Origin of the sequence: Streptococcus thalassemiae (assembly GCF_903645285.1) — a bacterium.
In the GTDB taxonomy this organism is placed as follows: Bacteria; Bacillota; Bacilli; order Lactobacillales; family Streptococcaceae; genus Streptococcus; species Streptococcus thalassemiae.
Window position 1 is genome coordinate 283,063 of record NZ_CAHJXN010000001.1, and the last position, 16,711, is coordinate 299,773.

13 protein-coding genes and 2 tRNA genes are annotated in these 16,711 nt (G+C 41.3%); 1 reads left to right on the top strand and 14 read right to left on the bottom strand.

What is annotated here, in order from left to right:
• Positions 1 to 85: 85 nt before the first annotated feature.
• The 10 genes from rpsA to parE form a co-directional block, all read right to left on the bottom strand.
• Entirely contained in the window at positions 86 to 1,288 is a 1,203-nt protein-coding gene (gene rpsA / locus HWX15_RS01525) for a 30S ribosomal protein S1 (protein WP_061439368.1), read from the bottom strand.
• 162 nt (positions 1,289 to 1,450) lie between these two features.
• A tRNA-Gln gene (locus HWX15_RS01530) sits at positions 1,451 to 1,522 on the bottom strand.
• A gap of 9 nt (positions 1,523 to 1,531) precedes the next feature.
• A tRNA-Tyr gene (locus HWX15_RS01535) sits at positions 1,532 to 1,612 on the bottom strand.
• 49 nt (positions 1,613 to 1,661) lie between these two features.
• Positions 1,662 to 1,892 carry a DUF2969 domain-containing protein gene (locus HWX15_RS01540; RefSeq protein WP_175880060.1) on the bottom strand — a complete coding sequence of 77 codons (231 nt, stop codon included), beginning with the start codon at positions 1,890 to 1,892 and terminating at the stop codon, positions 1,662 to 1,664.
• Between the two features lie 97 nt (positions 1,893 to 1,989).
• The gene (locus HWX15_RS01545; protein WP_175880061.1) at positions 1,990 to 3,957 is read right to left on the bottom strand and encodes a peptide ABC transporter substrate-binding protein; all 1,968 of its coding nucleotides are present in this window, start codon (positions 3,955 to 3,957) and stop codon (positions 1,990 to 1,992) included.
• Positions 3,958 to 3,979: 22 nt separating this feature from the next.
• Positions 3,980 to 5,002, bottom strand: coding sequence for a branched-chain amino acid aminotransferase (locus HWX15_RS01550; RefSeq protein ID WP_175880062.1), 1,023 nt, complete (start codon positions 5,000 to 5,002; stop codon positions 3,980 to 3,982).
• 134 nt (positions 5,003 to 5,136) lie between these two features.
• A complete protein-coding gene (parC, locus tag HWX15_RS01555) occupies positions 5,137 to 7,608 on the bottom strand; it encodes a DNA topoisomerase IV subunit A (protein WP_175880063.1) in 2,472 nt (823 codons plus the stop codon).
• Between the two features lie 254 nt (positions 7,609 to 7,862).
• Positions 7,863 to 8,207, bottom strand: coding sequence for a hypothetical protein (locus tag HWX15_RS01560; protein ID WP_175880064.1), 345 nt, complete (start codon positions 8,205 to 8,207; stop codon positions 7,863 to 7,865).
• Positions 8,208 to 8,319: 112 nt separating this feature from the next.
• A complete protein-coding gene (locus HWX15_RS01565; protein WP_175880065.1) occupies positions 8,320 to 9,156 on the bottom strand; it encodes an aminoglycoside 6-adenylyltransferase in 837 nt (278 codons plus the stop codon).
• Between the two features lie 27 nt (positions 9,157 to 9,183).
• The gene (gene parE, locus HWX15_RS01570) at positions 9,184 to 11,127 is read right to left on the bottom strand and encodes a DNA topoisomerase IV subunit B (RefSeq protein WP_175880066.1); all 1,944 of its coding nucleotides are present in this window, start codon (positions 11,125 to 11,127) and stop codon (positions 9,184 to 9,186) included.
• 135 nt (positions 11,128 to 11,262) lie between these two features.
• Here parE and plsY point away from each other — a divergent pair, with 135 nt between their 5' ends.
• Complete coding sequence (gene plsY / locus HWX15_RS01575) at positions 11,263 to 11,904, top strand: glycerol-3-phosphate 1-O-acyltransferase PlsY (protein WP_175880067.1); 642 nt, start codon at positions 11,263 to 11,265, stop codon at positions 11,902 to 11,904.
• Positions 11,905 to 11,941: 37 nt separating this feature from the next.
• On the opposite strand, the gene HWX15_RS01580 is transcribed toward plsY, so the two are convergent.
• From HWX15_RS01580 to HWX15_RS01595, 4 genes are all read right to left on the bottom strand, one after another.
• Positions 11,942 to 12,898 (bottom strand): ABC transporter permease, encoded by a 957-nt coding sequence (locus tag HWX15_RS01580; RefSeq protein ID WP_000029119.1) that lies wholly within the window; start codon positions 12,896 to 12,898, stop codon positions 11,942 to 11,944.
• 2 nt (positions 12,899 to 12,900) lie between these two features.
• Positions 12,901 to 13,959, bottom strand: coding sequence for an ABC transporter permease (locus tag HWX15_RS01585; protein WP_175880068.1), 1,059 nt, complete (start codon positions 13,957 to 13,959; stop codon positions 12,901 to 12,903).
• Positions 13,952 to 15,487, bottom strand: coding sequence for an ABC transporter ATP-binding protein (locus HWX15_RS01590; RefSeq protein WP_175880069.1), 1,536 nt, complete (start codon positions 15,485 to 15,487; stop codon positions 13,952 to 13,954). Before HWX15_RS01590 ends, HWX15_RS01585 begins: the two co-directional genes overlap by 8 nt.
• 142 nt (positions 15,488 to 15,629) lie before the next feature.
• Positions 15,630 to 16,682 (bottom strand): BMP family lipoprotein, encoded by a 1,053-nt coding sequence (locus tag HWX15_RS01595; RefSeq protein ID WP_001036122.1) that lies wholly within the window; start codon positions 16,680 to 16,682, stop codon positions 15,630 to 15,632.
• Positions 16,683 to 16,711: the final 29 nt, after the last annotated feature.

A 16,711-nucleotide genomic window follows, 5' to 3' on the forward strand; every position in this document is an offset into this window, starting at 1 on the left:
AGAACTATTATATCAAAAAAGGAGCAGAGACAAAAGAAAAATCCCTTGTTTAGTAAACAAAGGATTTTGTGAATTTTCAATTTGATTAAAGTTCGATATCACCAAACAAATCAGCCATTGAGAATCCTGTTTGTGTTTCTGGAAGTTCAAAATCACGTTTTTCTTGACGTTTTGGACGACGTGGACGAGCAGCACGTTTTTCTTCTTTTTGTCCTTCTTCTTGAGCTGGACGCTCTTCAAGAGCTTTGATAGAAAGTGATACGCGCTCTGCATCTGCGTTAACTTCAAGAACTTTAACTTTAACTTCTTGACCAACTTTAAGAGCTTCTTTAGGATTTTCAATACGTTTGTGTGAGATTTGTGATACGTGAACAAGTCCATCGATACCTGGCAATACTTCAACAAATGCACCGAAGTCAGTCAAACGTTTAACTGTTCCTTCTACTACATCACCTTTAGCCAATTTTTGCTCAACGCCATCCCATGGTCCAGGTGTTGTTGCTTTAAGTGAAAGTGATACACGTCCTTCTTCTTCGTTAAGATCAAGGATTTTCACTTCAATTTCTTCACCAACAGTTACAACTGATTTTGGTGATACGTTACGTTCGTGTGACAATTCAGTCAAGTGAACCAATCCGTCAACACCACCAAGGTCGATGAAAGCACCGAAGCTTGTGATACGAGCAACTTTACCAGTTACAACATCACCAACAGCCAATTTACCGAATACTTCAGCACGAGCTGCTGCTGTAGCTGCTTCAACAACTTCACGACGTGAAAGGATGAAGCGGTTTTCTTTAGCGTCAACTTCTTTGATTTTAGCCTCAAATTCTTGACCTACAAAACGCTCAGTGTTACGTACGAAACGAGTATCCAACATTGAAGCTGGGATAAATCCACGAACACCTTCAAATTCTACTGAAAGTCCACCTTTAACGGCACGAGTTCCTTTAACAGTAACAACTTCTTCTTCGCGACCAACAAGTTTGTCCCATGCTTTGCGAGCTTCAAGGCGTTTTTTAGATACAAGGTATGTAACTGTATCAGTATCTTTACCAACTACTTGACGAAGTACAAGAACATCCAATACTTCTCCTACTTTAACAAAGTCATTGATATCTGCATCGCGATCATTTGTCAATTCGCGAAGAGTCAAGACACCTTCAACACCAGTTCCAGAGATTGCAACGTTAGCTTGAGTCGCATCAACTGTCAATACTTCAGCACTAACAACATCACCAGTCTCAACTTGGCTAACGCTATTTAGCAAATCTTCAAATTCGTTCATCTAAAAAATCCTCCAACAATCAAGTTTTTTCTTAAACTTGACATACTTATAATTTTTTTCCTAAGCACCCGCAAGGACATGTTCATATCGTTCACGTCTTTCAATTATAAAAATAAAATACCCTAAGATATTTTGCTTTTTATCTTGATTATTACCTAAGAACTGGGGTAGCTGGATTCGAACCAACGCATGAGGGAGTCAAAGTCCCTTGCCTTACCGCTTGGCTATACCCCATTGATGAAATGGAGAGAGAGGGATTCGAACCCCCGAACCCGAAGGAGCGGATTTACAGTCCGCCGCGTTTAGCCTCTTCGCTATCTCTCCTACAATCAACATGGACTATTATATCATGAAAATTTCAAAAAAACAAGACTTATTTTGCTAAATTATAATTTTCAATCAAAATTTCCACAGCTTTTTCCAATTTTTTATAAAAACTATCGACATTCCCATTCTTTATGATGGCAAATTGTCCATCTAATTCGGCAATTTCTCCGATAACTTTTTTACCAATGGTCAAGATATAGCCTTCAAAACTGTCTTTTCCAACATTAACTTTGGCATCTGCTACTTGAATTTCGATTTTTTTATCTTTCTTGCTCATTTCATACCTCTCTTCACTTTTTCTATTTTACAAGAAAATCCTAAAACTAGCAAGAAAAAACTCTATATCAGGCTTGTCTGACATAGAGTTTTCTGCTTTATTTAACATGTTTTTCTAGTTCTTTTTGATATTTGCTATTGGATTCCAATTTTTCTTTTTGCCATTTTTTAAGAGCTTCGTCATATTCTTTTGTTGTAACGATATCTTTTTGCAATTTCATTCCTTTAAAGATATATGGGTCACCTTTAATACCAACTTGTGAGTATGGTTTTGAGAATGGCACGACATTACTTACAACTGGAGAACCACCGGATGAAGCTGTTGGCATCAATAATGAACTATCTGTCAACCAAGCTTGAGCTTTGGCATATTTTTCATATCTCTTCTCTAAGTCAGTGGTCTCAGAAACAGCATCTTCTAACAATTTCTTATATTGATCCAAACCAAGTTTAGCGACAACATCCTTATCTTTTCCTTTCGTAATACCAAGGTGTTTCATGGCAGAACCAGATTTTGGATCCATAATATTCAAGTAAGACGCTGGATCTTGATAGCTTGGAGCCCATCCTGTACTGTTCAAATCATAGTCTTTTTGAGAAGGAACACGCGCTTGTGATGTAATGGTTTCTTTTTCATTATCTGTCATTTGAAGTACATCGATGACAACATTTTCAGCACCAAGAGTTGATTCAATAGACTGTTTGAAAGAGTTGCTTTGTTGAACGGCGATAGTATCTGTTTGTTCAACCGGGACATCCAAGTGAATTGGGAAAGTTACCCCTTTAGATTCCAGGTCTTTCTTAGCTTTTTCGAAAGCAACTTTAGCCTTGTCAGGGTTGTAGATAGAATCCTTACCGTCAACTAGCTCAACACCTTTCCATTGGTCACCATAGTTCACCAACTCTGCTTGAGCGATTTGACCAAAGTTCTTACCACCTGCTTGTACGAAGTTATCTGGAACAAGACTGTTACGAATAATCTTGTCCGCACCGTCTTCACCATTTAGCTGGGCAGCATAAGAATGGCGGTTGAAGGCAAAGTTGATAGCCTGACGGAAGTCCTTATTAAGCATAGCTTCTTTTGTAGAAGTCTTTTGTTCTTCACTTGTTTTCGCAGTTTTATTGTATGATTGACGATTTACGTTAAAGGTGAAGTAATAACTACTTGAGTCCTGTGGGCTATAAGTAATTTTATCTCCGTATTGTTCCAAAGTTGAAGCAAAGTTTGAGCTACTTGGGAAGAGACGGGCTGTCGTATAGGCACCTGAAGAGAAGCTACGAATCAACGATTCCTGATCTGAACCATCGTAGTAGGTCAATTTAATCTTCTCAATTTTAACATTTTCTTTATCCCAGTAATTTGGATTTTTTTCATATTCAATCAACGATTTAGAAGTCAATGTTTTTAAGAAATAAGGACCATTGTAGAGAATACCTGCTGGGCTAACCTCTCCGTAATTCTTTCCTGATGCCTTTAAAAACTCTTCATTTACAGGCAACATCGTCGCTGTTGTAACTTTTGAATTCCAGAAACTTTCTGGCGCATTCAATGTATACTCAACCGTGTAGTCATCCAAAGCTTTAACACCAACTGTAGAGAAATCATTGGTTTCACCAGTCATATAGGCGTCCAAGCCTTTGATTGAATTTTGGATGAGAGAGACACCGTCTGACTTGCCATCAGCCACGTGTTTTAGTCCTGTCACAAAGTCATGGGCTGTTACTTCTGCGTATTCTTCGCCTTCTGATGTGTACCATTTCACTCCTTTACGAAGTTTATAGGTATAAGTCAATCCATCTTTTGAGACAGACCAATCCTCAGCCAAAGAAGGAATAACATTACCATATTTATCATTTTCCATCAAACCATCAACGACATTCCCGATAATATCTGTTGTGGATGTACGCGTTGCTATGCTGTAGTCCAAGGATGCTGGATCCACTGCATAGACATAAGAAAATGTTGTCGGAGCATCTGCTTCTTTATCAGCTTTTCCACAGGCTGCTAAAAGAGCTGTTGTGCTTAGGATAAGTCCTGTTGTTAAAATCCACTTTTTCGATTTCATAAAAATCTCCCTTAATATATTTTTAATCTACTTTTACAATCCAACCTTCTGGCGCTGGAATATCACCAAACTGAATTCCTGTCAATTCATCATAGAGCTTACGAGTCACAGGTCCTACTTCTGTTTCACTATAGAATACATGGAAATCATCACCGTGCTGAATACCTCCAATTGGAGAAATAACCGCTGCTGTACCACAGGCACCTGCCTCTACAAAACGGTCAAGGTTATCAATTGGAACATCACCCTCAATAGGAGTTAAGCCCAAGCGATGTTCTGCCAAATAAAGCAAGGAATACTTGGTAATAGATGGCAAGATAGATGGACTCAATGGTGTTACAAATTCATTATCAGCTGTAATTCCAAAGAAGTTAGCTGATCCGACTTCTTCAATCTTTGTATGAGTTGAAGGGTCTAGGTAAATAACATCTGAGAAATGACGTGATTTAGCCAATTTCCCTGGCAAGAGACTGGCAGCATAATTCCCACCAACCTTAGCCGCACCTGTACCATTTGGAGCGGCACGGTCGTATTCATCCTGAATCAAGAAGTTGGTTGGAACCAATCCACCCTTAAAGTAATTTCCAACTGGCATGGCAAAGATGGTGAAAATGTATTCCTCTGCTGGTTTAACCCCAATAATATCTCCAACACCAATCAAAAGAGGGCGAAGATAGAGGGTTCCACCTGTTCCATATGGAGGTACATATTCTTCATTCGCACGAACAACTGCCTTACAAGCTTCTACAAACATGTCTGTCGGAACTTGTGGCATCAAGAGACGGTCACATGTCCGTTGCAGGCGTTTGGCATTTTCATCAGGACGGAACAGTTGAATACTGCCATCCTTAGTACGATAAGCTTTCAAACCTTCAAATGCTTGTTGTCCATAGTGGAGACTTGGAGAAGACTCTGAAATATGCAAAGTTGCATCCTCTGTAAGCTCTCCTTGATTCCATTGTCCATTTTTAAAATGAGCAATATAGCGATAAGGTAATTTCATATAGGAAAAACCAAGGTTTTCCCAATCAATCGTTACTGTCATATTCCACTCCTTATTCTAAAAACCTATTTCTTATATTCTACACTATTTTTCTAAAATAGCAAGTATATTTTGTAATTTTCAGAAAATTTCTTCAATAAAAAGAACCAGCTCTTAGAACTGATTCTTCATTTCACTTATTTAGCTTCAGTAAATACTTCTTTAAGATAAGCGTCAAAAACTTCTTCATCTGAAATCGTGTCAGAAATGAAGCTTCCATTGCTAGTGCGTTCTGACAAGTTCAAGTCTTGCAATCGGCTTTCATAGATTGTTCCTTTGTTGGATTGAACAAGCAGAGTTTGGTCGTTCTCGTCCACTTCTGTACTAAAGAGGTCACCAACGAAGCCTTGTTCTGCAACTGCTCCTGCTAAGAAGACACGGTGCGGTTTGTTTTTCAACTCACGCAAAACTTGTAAACCACGTTTGGCACGGCTGGTTGCTGGAATTTCCTCAATAGAAACACGTTTCAAGCTTCCACGCTGGGTCAAGAGGTAGAAGGATGAGGTGTTACAGATAAAGGCGGATTGGAGGGCATCATCTTCTTTCAGGTTCATAGCCTTGACCCCTGCAGCCTTGGCACCGACAACTGGAACCTCTTCGATATTGAAACGAAGGGCATAACCATTTTGGCTAATCAAGAGAACATCATCCAGTTTAATCGGAGCTACTGCCACAATCTTGTCTGTATCGTCTTTGAGCTTAGCATACTTGACAGACTTAGACTTGTAGGTCCGCCATGGAGTGAATTCTTTGCGTTCTACGCGCTTGATTTGACCGAGACGAGTAGCTGCAAAATAAGTTGTCGCATCATCAAACTGATCTACTACTTCAACATAAAGGATTTCTTCGTTAGTTTCAAAGTTTGTAATGGTCTGGCTCAGATGCTCTCCGATGTCCTTCCAGCGAATATCTGCTAATTCATGGATTGGTCTGTAGATGACATTTCCAAGACTTGTGAACATCAAGAGGTGCTGGGTTGTCTTGGCAGATTGAACAAAAATCAAACGGTCGTCATCACGTTTGCCAATTTCTTCCAGCGTTGAAGCGGCAAAGGAACGTGGGCTGGTACGCTTGATGTAACCTGCCTTGGTCACGCTGACGTAGGTATCTTCCTCAGCAATCAGACTAGCTGTATCAATCTCGATTGCTTTTGCTGTGTCTTCTAAAGTGCTCAAACGTGGTGTCGCAAATTTCTTCTTAACCTCACGAAGCTCTTTCTTCATGAGATTGTACATAGTCCGCTCATCACCGATAATAGCCGCAAGCATGGCAATCTTCTCACGAAGTTCTGCTTCTTCTTCCTGCAAGACAACTACGTCTGTATTGGTCAAACGGTACAGTTGCAAGGTTACGATAGCCTCAGCCTGCTCTTCTGTAAAGTCATAGCTGACCTTAAGGTTTTCCTTGGCGTCCGCCTTATTCTCAGAAGCGCGGATAAGAGCAATGACTTCGTCCAAAATCGAAATCACACGAATCAAACCTTCGACAATATGGAGACGCTTCTCAGCCTTTTCCTTGTCAAAGCGTGAACGCGCCAAAATCACTTCTCGACGGTGGGCGATATAGCTAGACAAGATTGGAACGATCCCAACCTGACGAGGCGTGAAATTGTCAATCGCCACCATGTTAAAGTTGTAGTTGATTTGCAGGTCTGTGTATTTGAAAAGATAATTAAGAACAAGCTCCGTATTGGCATCTTTTTTTAGCTCAATAGCAATACGTAGACCATCACGGTCAGACTCATCGCGAACCTCAGCAATCCCAGCCACCTTGTTATTGACACGAACATCATCGATTTTCTTGACTAGATTGGCCTTGTTGATTTCATAAGGAATCTCAGTGACAACGATTTGTTCCTTACCGCCTTTTAGCTTTTCAATCTCAGTCTTGGAACGAATAACCACGCGCCCTTTCCCAGTTTCATAGGCCTTCTTGATTTCATCACGACCCTGGATAATCCCTCCAGTCGGGAAGTCTGGTCCCGGCAAGAATTCCATGAGTTTTTCAACTTTGGTCGTTGGATGGTCAATCATGTAAACCGCCGCATCAATAACCTCAGCTAAATTATGGGGAGGAATATCTGTCGCATATCCAGCCGAAATCCCAGTCGAACCATTGACTAAAAGGTTGGGAAAAGCTGCCGGTAGAACAGTCGGCTCTTTTTCGGTGTCATCAAAGTTCCAAGCAAAAGGAACGGTCTTTTTATCGATATCCTGAAGAAGATAGCCTGCAATTTCAGACAAACGCGCCTCGGTATAACGCATGGCCGCAGGTGGATCACCGTCCATAGAACCGTTATTACCGTGCATTTCAACTAGAATCTCACGATTTTTCCAGTCCTGTGACATACGAACCATGGCATCATAGATAGAACTGTCACCGTGTGGGTGAAAATTCCCCATGATATTCCCGACAGACTTGGCCGACTTGCGGTAGCTCTTGTCAAAAGTATTGCCATCCTTATTCATAGAATAAAGAATGCGACGCTGAACCGGCTTCAATCCATCACGAATATCTGGCAAGGCCCGGTCTTGAATAATATACTTGGAGTAGCGACCAAAGCGCTCTCCCATGATGTCCTCCAGGGACATGTTTTGAATGTTACTCATATAGGATACAGAGCCCGTAAAATATCAAGTGAAAATAGAAAATTCTTGAAGTAAGCAAGCTCAGCAGAGAATTTATCTTTTTCACGCATCATTTAGGGCGTGTTCAACTCCTTTCAAAGAATGTAGAGTAGGTTTTATAGAAAAGGGGGGTAGTTAAGATACAAAGGGAAGATTCAGCTGCCGAAAATTTCTGTAGAAAAAGTATTCAAAAAATTTTTACAACTTCCTAATCTTCTATATGTAATAATCTTCTTTCACAGAATACAAAGTTCCTTTACACCTAGAAGCTCACCGTATTTATAGAATTTTCTTCCGGTAATATATATCCCTTCGGTATATCCTAGCTCTTTTAAGCACTCAGCCGTTATCTTAGATACTATTATCCCATCATATTTTCGAATCAGTTCATTAATTTCATCGTCGCTCATGTTAATCTTATAATATAATTTTGATAACTTAACTCCGTCAATTCTTTTTTGTCTTCTTAATGTTACTTCGGCTCTCATTGGCTCTTCTGTTAAGCATGGGGGGAATTTTTTTATAATATTACCATATCTATCCACTATGACTATCTCACGTCCAGTTAAATTTGCAAGCATTAAATTAGTCCTCATTCTTCTTATTCTAATGATTTTTTTTTGCTTTAGAATCATTTTTTCAATTTTTAAAAGATATAATTCTAATCCTAATTTTTTTTATATTTAATTTTCTTTAATAATTTTTATTATTCCCAAACTTCTTCACTCTTTCCTCAGCATACTCAATCATCTTCTCAGCCACTTCTTTATCGTAGTCAAAGCCCAGCTTTTGAGCAAGTCTTTGAGCTTCTCTATGGAAAAGTTGCATCGTAGCAAACAAAGACTGAGTGATTTTATCTAAACTTGAAAAATCAAGCAGATTTGATAATTCTTTCTCTTTCTCAGCAGGCAAATACTGAAAGAGGTACTTGTAGTTCTTGCCGATATCGACTTTCCCCCTATCACTTGCGACCTGCCAAGCTAAGATCTTCAACAACTCTTGCTGACAAATGCCGTAGAGATGGTCAGTCGCGTAGATGACTTGCTTACGACAGATTCCTTTGACCACGTAGGCTGACACCCACCAAAATTCATTGCAGGATTTTACAAAATTCGTTTCAGTAGCTGGGCTTGTCCAGTAACGCTCTAGATTTTGAGAATAGGGTTCAAATAAATGTTCTGGATCTTCTAAAACAGTGAATCCGGCCTCGCTATCTACCCATTCTTTCATGTGTTCTTTAGGACAGAGGGTTAGATCAATTCGATTCCCATCTTCAAAGAGCATGAGATAAAGACGACGATGGTCAAGAACAACCTCTTGCTCTATAATTCTTTTTCCGAAATAGTCCAACCAATAAAGGTCACTCGTCAGATTATCAAAATCATCCACGACATAGACCACGTCATAGTCTTGAAATTCATCTTTTGAGGCTTTTGTATCAGTCCGTGAACCAGACATGGCGACAGCTTTAACTTTCAAGTTTTTAGCTATCTTAATAATTATATCTAGCATTTCTGCTTCAGCTCTCATGTTGATACCCATTCATTAAAAACTAACTTAAAACACTGTCGCTTCTTCCAGCGTAAACTTGACATTGTCCTCAATCCACTTACGGCGTGGTTCGACCTTGTCTCCCATGAGAACATTGACACGGCGTTCGGCGCGAGCCAGGTCTTCAATGGTGACACGGATAAGGGTACGAGTTTCTGGGTTCATGGTTGTTTCCCAGAGCTGGTTCGCATTCATCTCACCAAGACCTTTATATCGTTGGAGGGTAGCTCCTTTACCAAACTGTTTGCGGAGTTCTTCTAGTTCTCCGTCCGTCCAAGCGTAGGCCACCTCTTCTTTCTTGCCTTTACCTTTGGACATCTTGTAAAGAGGTGGGAGGGCAATATAGACATGGCCTGCCTCGACTAGCGGACGCATGTAGCGGTAGAAAAATGTCAAAAGCAAGGTCTGGATATGAGCACCATCAGTATCCGCATCGGTCATGATAATAATCTTGTCATAGTTGGCATCTTCAATAGAGAAGTCTGCCCCAACACCCGCGCCAATAGTATAAATCATAGTATTGATTTCTTCATTTTTGAGGATATCTGCCATCTTGGCCTTGGCTGTATTGATAACCTTACCACGAAGAGGCAATATAGCCTGGAACTTGCGGTCACGACCTTGCTTAGCAGAACCACCGGCAGAATCCCCCTCGACTAGATAGAGTTCATTCTTAGCAGGATTTTTGGACTGGGCTGGGGTTAATTTACCAGACAGCAAGCCCTTGTCCTTCTTGTTTTTCTTCCCATTTCGGCTCTCATCACGCGCCTTACGAGCCGCTTCACGAGCATCACGCGCCTTGATAGCCTTGCGAATAAGGTTAGAAGCTAGTTCCCCATTTTCCATAAGGAAAAATGTCAACTTATCAGCCACAATGCCATCCACAACGGGACGAGCAAGAGGGCTTCCTAGCTTGTCCTTGGTCTGACCTTCAAATTGGAGGTGTTCTTCAGGAACTAAGATAGAAAGAACGGCCGCTAGTCCCTCACGATAGTCGGATCCTTCAAGATTTTTATCTTTTTCCTTGAGAAGACCTGTCTTACGCGCGTAGTCATTCATGACCTTGGTAATGGCAGACTTGAGTCCTGTCTCATGTGTTCCACCGTCCTTGGTGCGAACGTTATTGACAAAGGACAAGATGTTATCTGAAAAACCATCATTGTACTGGAGGGCAACTTCCACTTGAAAACCATTGTCTTCCCCTTCAAAGTAAAGGACTGGCGTCAAGGTTTCCTTGTCTTCGTTTAGATAAGAAACAAAGTCCTGCACCCCATTCTCATAGTGAAATTCAATTGCTTCATCTGTTCGCTCGTCTGTCAAAGACAAGGTCACATTTTTCAAGAGAAAGGCTGACTCATTGAGACGTTCTGAAATGGTATTGTACTTGAAGTCTGTCGTAGAAAAGATCGTCGCATCAGGCATAAACGTAACCTTGGTACCTGTTTTAGACTTAGGTGCTGTACCGATTTTCTTCAAGGTCGTGACAGGTTTGCCACCATTTTCAAAACGTTGCTTATAGATTGCCCCATCACGGGTAATTTCAACTTCTAGCCAGCTAGAAAGGGCATTAACAACGGAAGAACCCACCCCGTGAAGTCCACCTGATGTCTTGTAGCCACCCTGACCGAATTTTCCTCCGGCATGAAGAATGGTAAAAATAACCTCAACAGTTGGAATTCCCATAGCATGCATACCAGTCGGCATCCCACGACCATGGTCTTGAACCGTTAAACTCCCATCTTTATTGATTGTCACATCAATACGGTCACCAAATCCAGACAAGGCCTCATCGACCGCATTATCGACGATTTCCCAGACTAGGTGGTGGAGACCAGCACCATCGGTCGATCCGATATACATCCCTGGACGTTTTCGAACCGCATCCAACCCTTCTAGCACCTGAATGGCATCATCATTATAATTGTTAATATTGATTTCCTTTTTTGACACAAGGAACCTCCTATTCGTTCATCTTTACTATTCTACAGGTTTTCCAAGGATTTTGCAAAATTTTTCTTTCTCCGATGTGACAATTTCAGAAGTGATTCTCTGCCTTTCTTTTCCATTTCATGATATAATAGTAGTATGATGACAATAGTTTTATTAATCCTAGCCTATCTGCTAGGTTCAATTCCGTCTGGTCTCTGGATTGGACAAGTATTCTTTCAAATCAATCTACGCGAACATGGTTCTGGAAATACCGGAACAACCAATACCTTTCGCATTTTAGGTAAGAAAGCTGGTATGGCAACCTTTGTGATTGACTTTTTCAAAGGAACCCTAGCAACACTTCTTCCAATTATGTTTCATCTGCAAGGCGTTTCGCCTCTCATCTTTGGACTTTTAGCTGTCATTGGCCATACCTTCCCTATCTTTGCAGGATTTAAGGGGGGCAAGGCTGTCGCGACCAGTGCTGGAGTGATTTTCGGATTTGCACCTGTCTTCTGTCTCTACCTTGCAGTTGTTTTCTTTGGAACCCTTTATCTTGGTAGTATGATTTCACTATCTAGTGTCACAGCATCTATCGCGGCTGTCATGGGAGTTCTACTCTTTCCACTTTTTGGTTTTATCCTGAGTCACTATGACCCTCTCTTCATCGCTATTATCCTGGCTCTTGCTAGCTTGATTATCATTCGGCATAAGGATAATATCACACGTATCCAGAATAAGACTGAAAATCTTGTTCCTTGGGGATTAAACTTAACCCATCAAAATTCTAAAAAATAAACGTCAGTTTGAACTGAACTGACGTTTTTTTGTATGCTTATTTTGATTTGATATAGTTGATACCATCTGCTTTTGGTGCGACTGCTTTTCCAAAGAAGGCTGCCAAGACAAGAATTGTCAAAACGTAAGGTGCGATTTGAAGGTAAACCGCAGGCACTCCTTGCAGGAACGGCAATTGAGATCCGATAACAGCCAAACTTTGTGAAAGTCCAAAGAAAAGACTAGATAGCATGGCTCCGATTGGATTCCATTTTCCAAAGATCATTGCAGCAAGGGCGATAAATCCAGGCCCAACAATAGTTGTTACTGAGAAGTTAACTGAGATTGATTGAGCATAAATCGCTCCGCCAATTCCACCTAGGAAACCTGAAATAATAACCCCTAAATATCTCATCTTGTAGACATTGATTCCCAAGGTATCCGCTGCTTGAGGGTGTTCACCGACAGAGCGGAGACGAAGACCAAAACGGGTCTTGAAGAGGATAAACCAAGCAAGGAACGAGAAGGCAATCGCGATATAACCTAGCAGACTTGTTGACTTGAAGAAGATATCACCAATCACTGGGATATTCGCCAAGACTGGGAAGTCAAAGCGTCCAAAAGTTTGACTTAGGTTGTCGGTTTGTCCTTTGTTATAAAGAACTTTAACCAAGAAAACAGCCAAGGCAGGCGCCATCAAATTTAATACCGTACCGCTGACAACATGGTCTGCACGGAAATGAACCGTCGCTGCTGCGTGGATGATAGAAAAGATTCCCCCTACCAATCCTGCTACAAGCAAAGATAGCCATGGAGTTGCTGCTCCAAATTGTTCTGCAAATTCAAGGTTAAAGACGACTCCAGAAAAGGCACCCATAACCATAATTCCTTCAAGGCCAACGTTTACCACACCACCACGTTCAGAGAAAACACCGCCAATACTTGTAAAGATGAGGGGTGCTGAGTAAATCAGCATAGAAGACACCAAGAGGGTGAGCAAGGTTGTAATAGACATCTTTACTTACCTCCTTTAACTTGTTTTTTCGGTTTGACAAAGCGTTCGATAAGGTAATGAACACTGACAAAGAAGATAATAGACGCCGTTACAATGCTGACAAGCTCAGACGGTACCTGCGCTGCATTCATACCAGGGGCTCCAACTTGGAGAACACCAAACAGGAAGGCTGCAAAGAGAATACCAATTGGTGAGTTGGCCGCAAGCAGACTAACCGCCATCCCGTTAAATCCAACAGCTAATGACGATCCCTGAACATAAACGTTCTGGAAGGTTCCCAGACCTTCAACAGCTCCACCAAGACCTGCCAAGGCACCTGAAATAATCATTGAGAGGATAATCGTTCTTTTGGCAGAAATACCAGCATATTCTGAAGCATGTGGATTAAGACCAACCGCACGAATTTCAAAACCAAGGGTTGTTTTCTTGAGCATGAACCAAATAACTGCAACTGCAATGACGGCAAAGAAAATACCAATATTCATCCGCGAGTTACCAGTCAACTCAGCCAACCAAGGTGTCTGATAGGTTGCATTAGCCCCAACACGAATGGTCGAATCTGTACTTTGCATAAAGTCTTTAGGAAAGGCATGGATAAAGGCATTCCCTACATACAAGACAATGTAGTTCATCATGATGGTTACGATAACCTCTGACGTCCCTAGATAGGCTCTCAAAATACCTGGAATCGCGCCGACAATTCCTCCAGCAATCAAGGCAATCACGATAGTTGCTAGAATCATCAATGGACGAGGCATATCTGGATGCGACAGGGCAAACCAACCACTGAGAATCCAACCTGCCAAAGCCTGACCAGGAAGTCCGACGTTAAAGAAACCTGCACGACTGGCAACGGCAAAACCAAGACCAATCAAGACCAAAGGCCCCATGGCACGGAAGATTTCTCCAATTCCACGCAAACTACCAAAGGCTGTATGGAACAATTCTTCGTAGCCCCAAATAGCATCATAACCAAAGATCCACATAACAATGGCTCCAAGTAAAATTCCAAGGAAGACAGAAATCAAGGGAACCGAAATTTGTTGTAATTTTTTAGACATCACTCTTCTCCTTTCCCAAGTTTCCACCAGCCATCAAGACACCAAGTTCTTGTTTATTGGTTGTTTCTGGTGACACAATACCTTGAATCTTACCATCGTGGATAACGGCAATACGGTCTGAGACGTTTAAAATCTCATCCAATTCAAAGCTGACAACAAGGACAGCTTTACCATTATCACGCTCTTCGATCAAGCGTTTGTGGATATACTCAATGGCACCGACATCCAACCCACGAGTTGGCTGACTGACGATAAGGAGATCAGGATCACGATCAATTTCACGAGCAATAATTGCTTTTTGTTGATTTCCTCCTGAGAGTGCAGCTGCAGGCACAATTTCGCTGGCAGCACGAACATCAAATTCTTCCATTAGCTTTTTAGCATAAGAAGTAATATTTGAATAGTTCAAAATTCCATTTTTACTATGTGGTTCTTTATAGTAAGTTTGAAGGGCAATATTTTCAGAAATCATCATTTCCAAAATCAAGCCATCACGGTGACGGTCTTCTGGAACGTGCCCAACACTCAACTCTGTAATTTTTCGTGGGTGCAAGCCTACAATTGAATCTCCTTTTAGCTCAATGCTACCAGATTCTACCTTGCGAAGACCTGTAATGGCTTGAATCAGTTCAGACTGACCATTTCCATCAATCCCCGCAATACCAACAATCTCTCCCGCTCGAACATCCAAGGACAGATTTTTCACAGCTGGAACACCACGGTTTTCATTGACCACCAAATCTTTGATTGACAAGACCACTTCTTTTGGTTGAGATGCTTGTTTCTCTGTCTTAAAGGAAACAGAACGTCCTACCATCATTTCTGCCAAATCAGCATTGGTAGCTCCTGCAATTTTGACGGTTTCAATTGATTTCCCACGACGGATAACTGTAACGCGGTCAGAAACTGCGCGAATCTCGTCCAACTTGTGAGTAATCAAGATAATTGATTTTCCTTCTTTGACAAGATTTTTCATAATAGCCATCAACTCCTCAATTTCTGATGGAGTCAAAACAGCCGTTGGTTCGTCAAAGATAAGAATATCAGCTCCCCGATAAAGGGTTTTTAAAATTTCTACACGTTGTTGGGCTCCAACTGAGATGTCTGCCACCTTGGCAGAAGGGTCCACAGCTAAGCCATAACGTTCAGAAAGAGCCTTGATTTCTTTGCTAGCTCCAGCGATATCTAGCACACCATTTTTAGTCAATTCACTTCCTAAAATAATGTTTTCAGCCACCGTGAAAGCCTCTACCAACATAAAGTGCTGGTGAACCATTCCGATTCCCAAGCCAGCTGCTTTAGATGGGGAGTCGAGGTTGACAACTTGACCGTTGACCGCGATTTCACCACTAGTTGGTTCAAGAAGCCCTGCTAACATGTTCATGAGCGTGGACTTACCAGCCCCATTTTCTCCTAAAAGTGCATGAATTTCACCTTTTCGTAGGTGCAGGTTGATTTTGTCGTTGGCAACAAATTCACCAAACACCTTGGTAATATCACGCATCTCAATGACATTTTCGTGTGCCATGTGCTCTTCCTTTCAGAGTCTTATTTTATTTCAATAAAACTTGCTAGTTTGTCTAGTAGCAAGCTTTACTGAGACAAAATGACTTTGTCTCAACTCTTAAAAAGCGACCGATGGCCGCTTCCTAAGAAATAACTTCCATCCATTATTTTGCAGGAACTTTTACGCTTCCATCAAGGATTTTAGCTTTAGCATCTTCGACAGCTTTTTTACCTTCTTCTGAAAGGTTTGTTGTTACCAAGTCAACCCCTTTATCTTTCAATGAGTAAACGATCACTTGACCGCCAGGGAATTCACCTTTTTCTGCCTTGTTAGAAATATCTTTTACAGTTGTACCAACTTGTTTCAAAGTAGATGCAAGAACAAAGTTTGATTCTTTACCATCTTTAGAAGTGTATTTACCTTCTGCTTCTTGGTCACGGTCAACACCGATAACCCAAACTTTTTCATTTTCAGGACGGCTTTCGTTGAGTGATTTTGCTTCTGCAAAGACACCTGCACCTGTACCACCAGCTACTTGGTAAACAATATCTGCACCGGCTGCGTATTGTGCGGCTGCAATTGTTTTACCTTTAGCAGCATCACCAAATGAACCAGCATAGTCAACTTGTACTTTGATAGATGGGTCTACTGAGGCAACACCTGCCTTGAAACCAGCTTCAAAACGAGAGATAACTTCTGACTCCTGTCCACCTACAAAACCAACTTGTTTTGTTTTAGTTGTTTTTGCTGCAGCTACACCTGCAAGGTAACCTGACTCATTATCAGCGAAAGTTACGCTCGCAACATTCTTTTGATCTTTAATTACATCATCAATCAAGACATAGTTCAAGTCAGAATGTTCTTTAGCTGCTTCTTCAACCGCATTGTGAAGGGCAAAACCAACACCGAAGATTAGGTTGTAACTTCCAGCCGCTTGTTGCAAGTTGTTAGCGTAGTCGGCTTCACTTGTTGATTGGAAGTAAGTGAAACCGTTATCTTTTGAAAGATTGTGTTCTTTACCCCAAGCCTGCAAACCTTCCCAAGCTGATTGGTTGAATGATTTGTCATCAACACCACCAGTATCAGTGACGATTGCTGCTTTTGTCTTCACATCAGAAGATGAATCTGCCTTACGAGAAGAGCGGTTACCACATGCAGCAAGTCCAACTGCTGCCACTGCTACTAGGCCAAGACCTAGCCATTGTTTCTTGTTCATTACTGAACCTCCTAAATAAGATGTGCAAC

Bases quoted from the DNA above. Each gene is read 5' to 3' on its own strand.
- rpsA (WP_061439368.1), bottom strand. From the start codon at position 1,288: ATGAACGAATTTGAAGATTTGCTAAATAGCGTTAGCCAAGTTGAGACT.
- HWX15_RS01540 (WP_175880060.1), bottom strand. From the start codon at position 1,892: ATGAGCAAGAAAGATAAAAAAATCGAAATTCAAGTAGCAGATGCCAAA.
- HWX15_RS01545 (WP_175880061.1), bottom strand. From the start codon at position 3,957: ATGAAATCGAAAAAGTGGATTTTAACAACAGGACTTATCCTAAGCACA.
- HWX15_RS01550 (WP_175880062.1), bottom strand. From the start codon at position 5,002: ATGACAGTAACGATTGATTGGGAAAACCTTGGTTTTTCCTATATGAAA.
- parC (WP_175880063.1), bottom strand. From the start codon at position 7,608: ATGAGTAACATTCAAAACATGTCCCTGGAGGACATCATGGGAGAGCGC.
- HWX15_RS01560 (WP_175880064.1), bottom strand. From the start codon at position 8,207: ATGCTTGCAAATTTAACTGGACGTGAGATAGTCATAGTGGATAGATAT.
- HWX15_RS01565 (WP_175880065.1), bottom strand. From the start codon at position 9,156: ATGAGAGCTGAAGCAGAAATGCTAGATATAATTATTAAGATAGCTAAA.
- plsY (WP_175880067.1), top strand. From the start codon at position 11,263: ATGATGACAATAGTTTTATTAATCCTAGCCTATCTGCTAGGTTCAATT.
- HWX15_RS01580 (WP_000029119.1), bottom strand. From the start codon at position 12,898: ATGTCTATTACAACCTTGCTCACCCTCTTGGTGTCTTCTATGCTGATT.
- HWX15_RS01585 (WP_175880068.1), bottom strand. From the start codon at position 13,959: ATGTCTAAAAAATTACAACAAATTTCGGTTCCCTTGATTTCTGTCTTC.
- HWX15_RS01590 (WP_175880069.1), bottom strand. From the start codon at position 15,487: ATGGCACACGAAAATGTCATTGAGATGCGTGATATTACCAAGGTGTTT.
- HWX15_RS01595 (WP_001036122.1), bottom strand. From the start codon at position 16,682: ATGAACAAGAAACAATGGCTAGGTCTTGGCCTAGTAGCAGTGGCAGCA.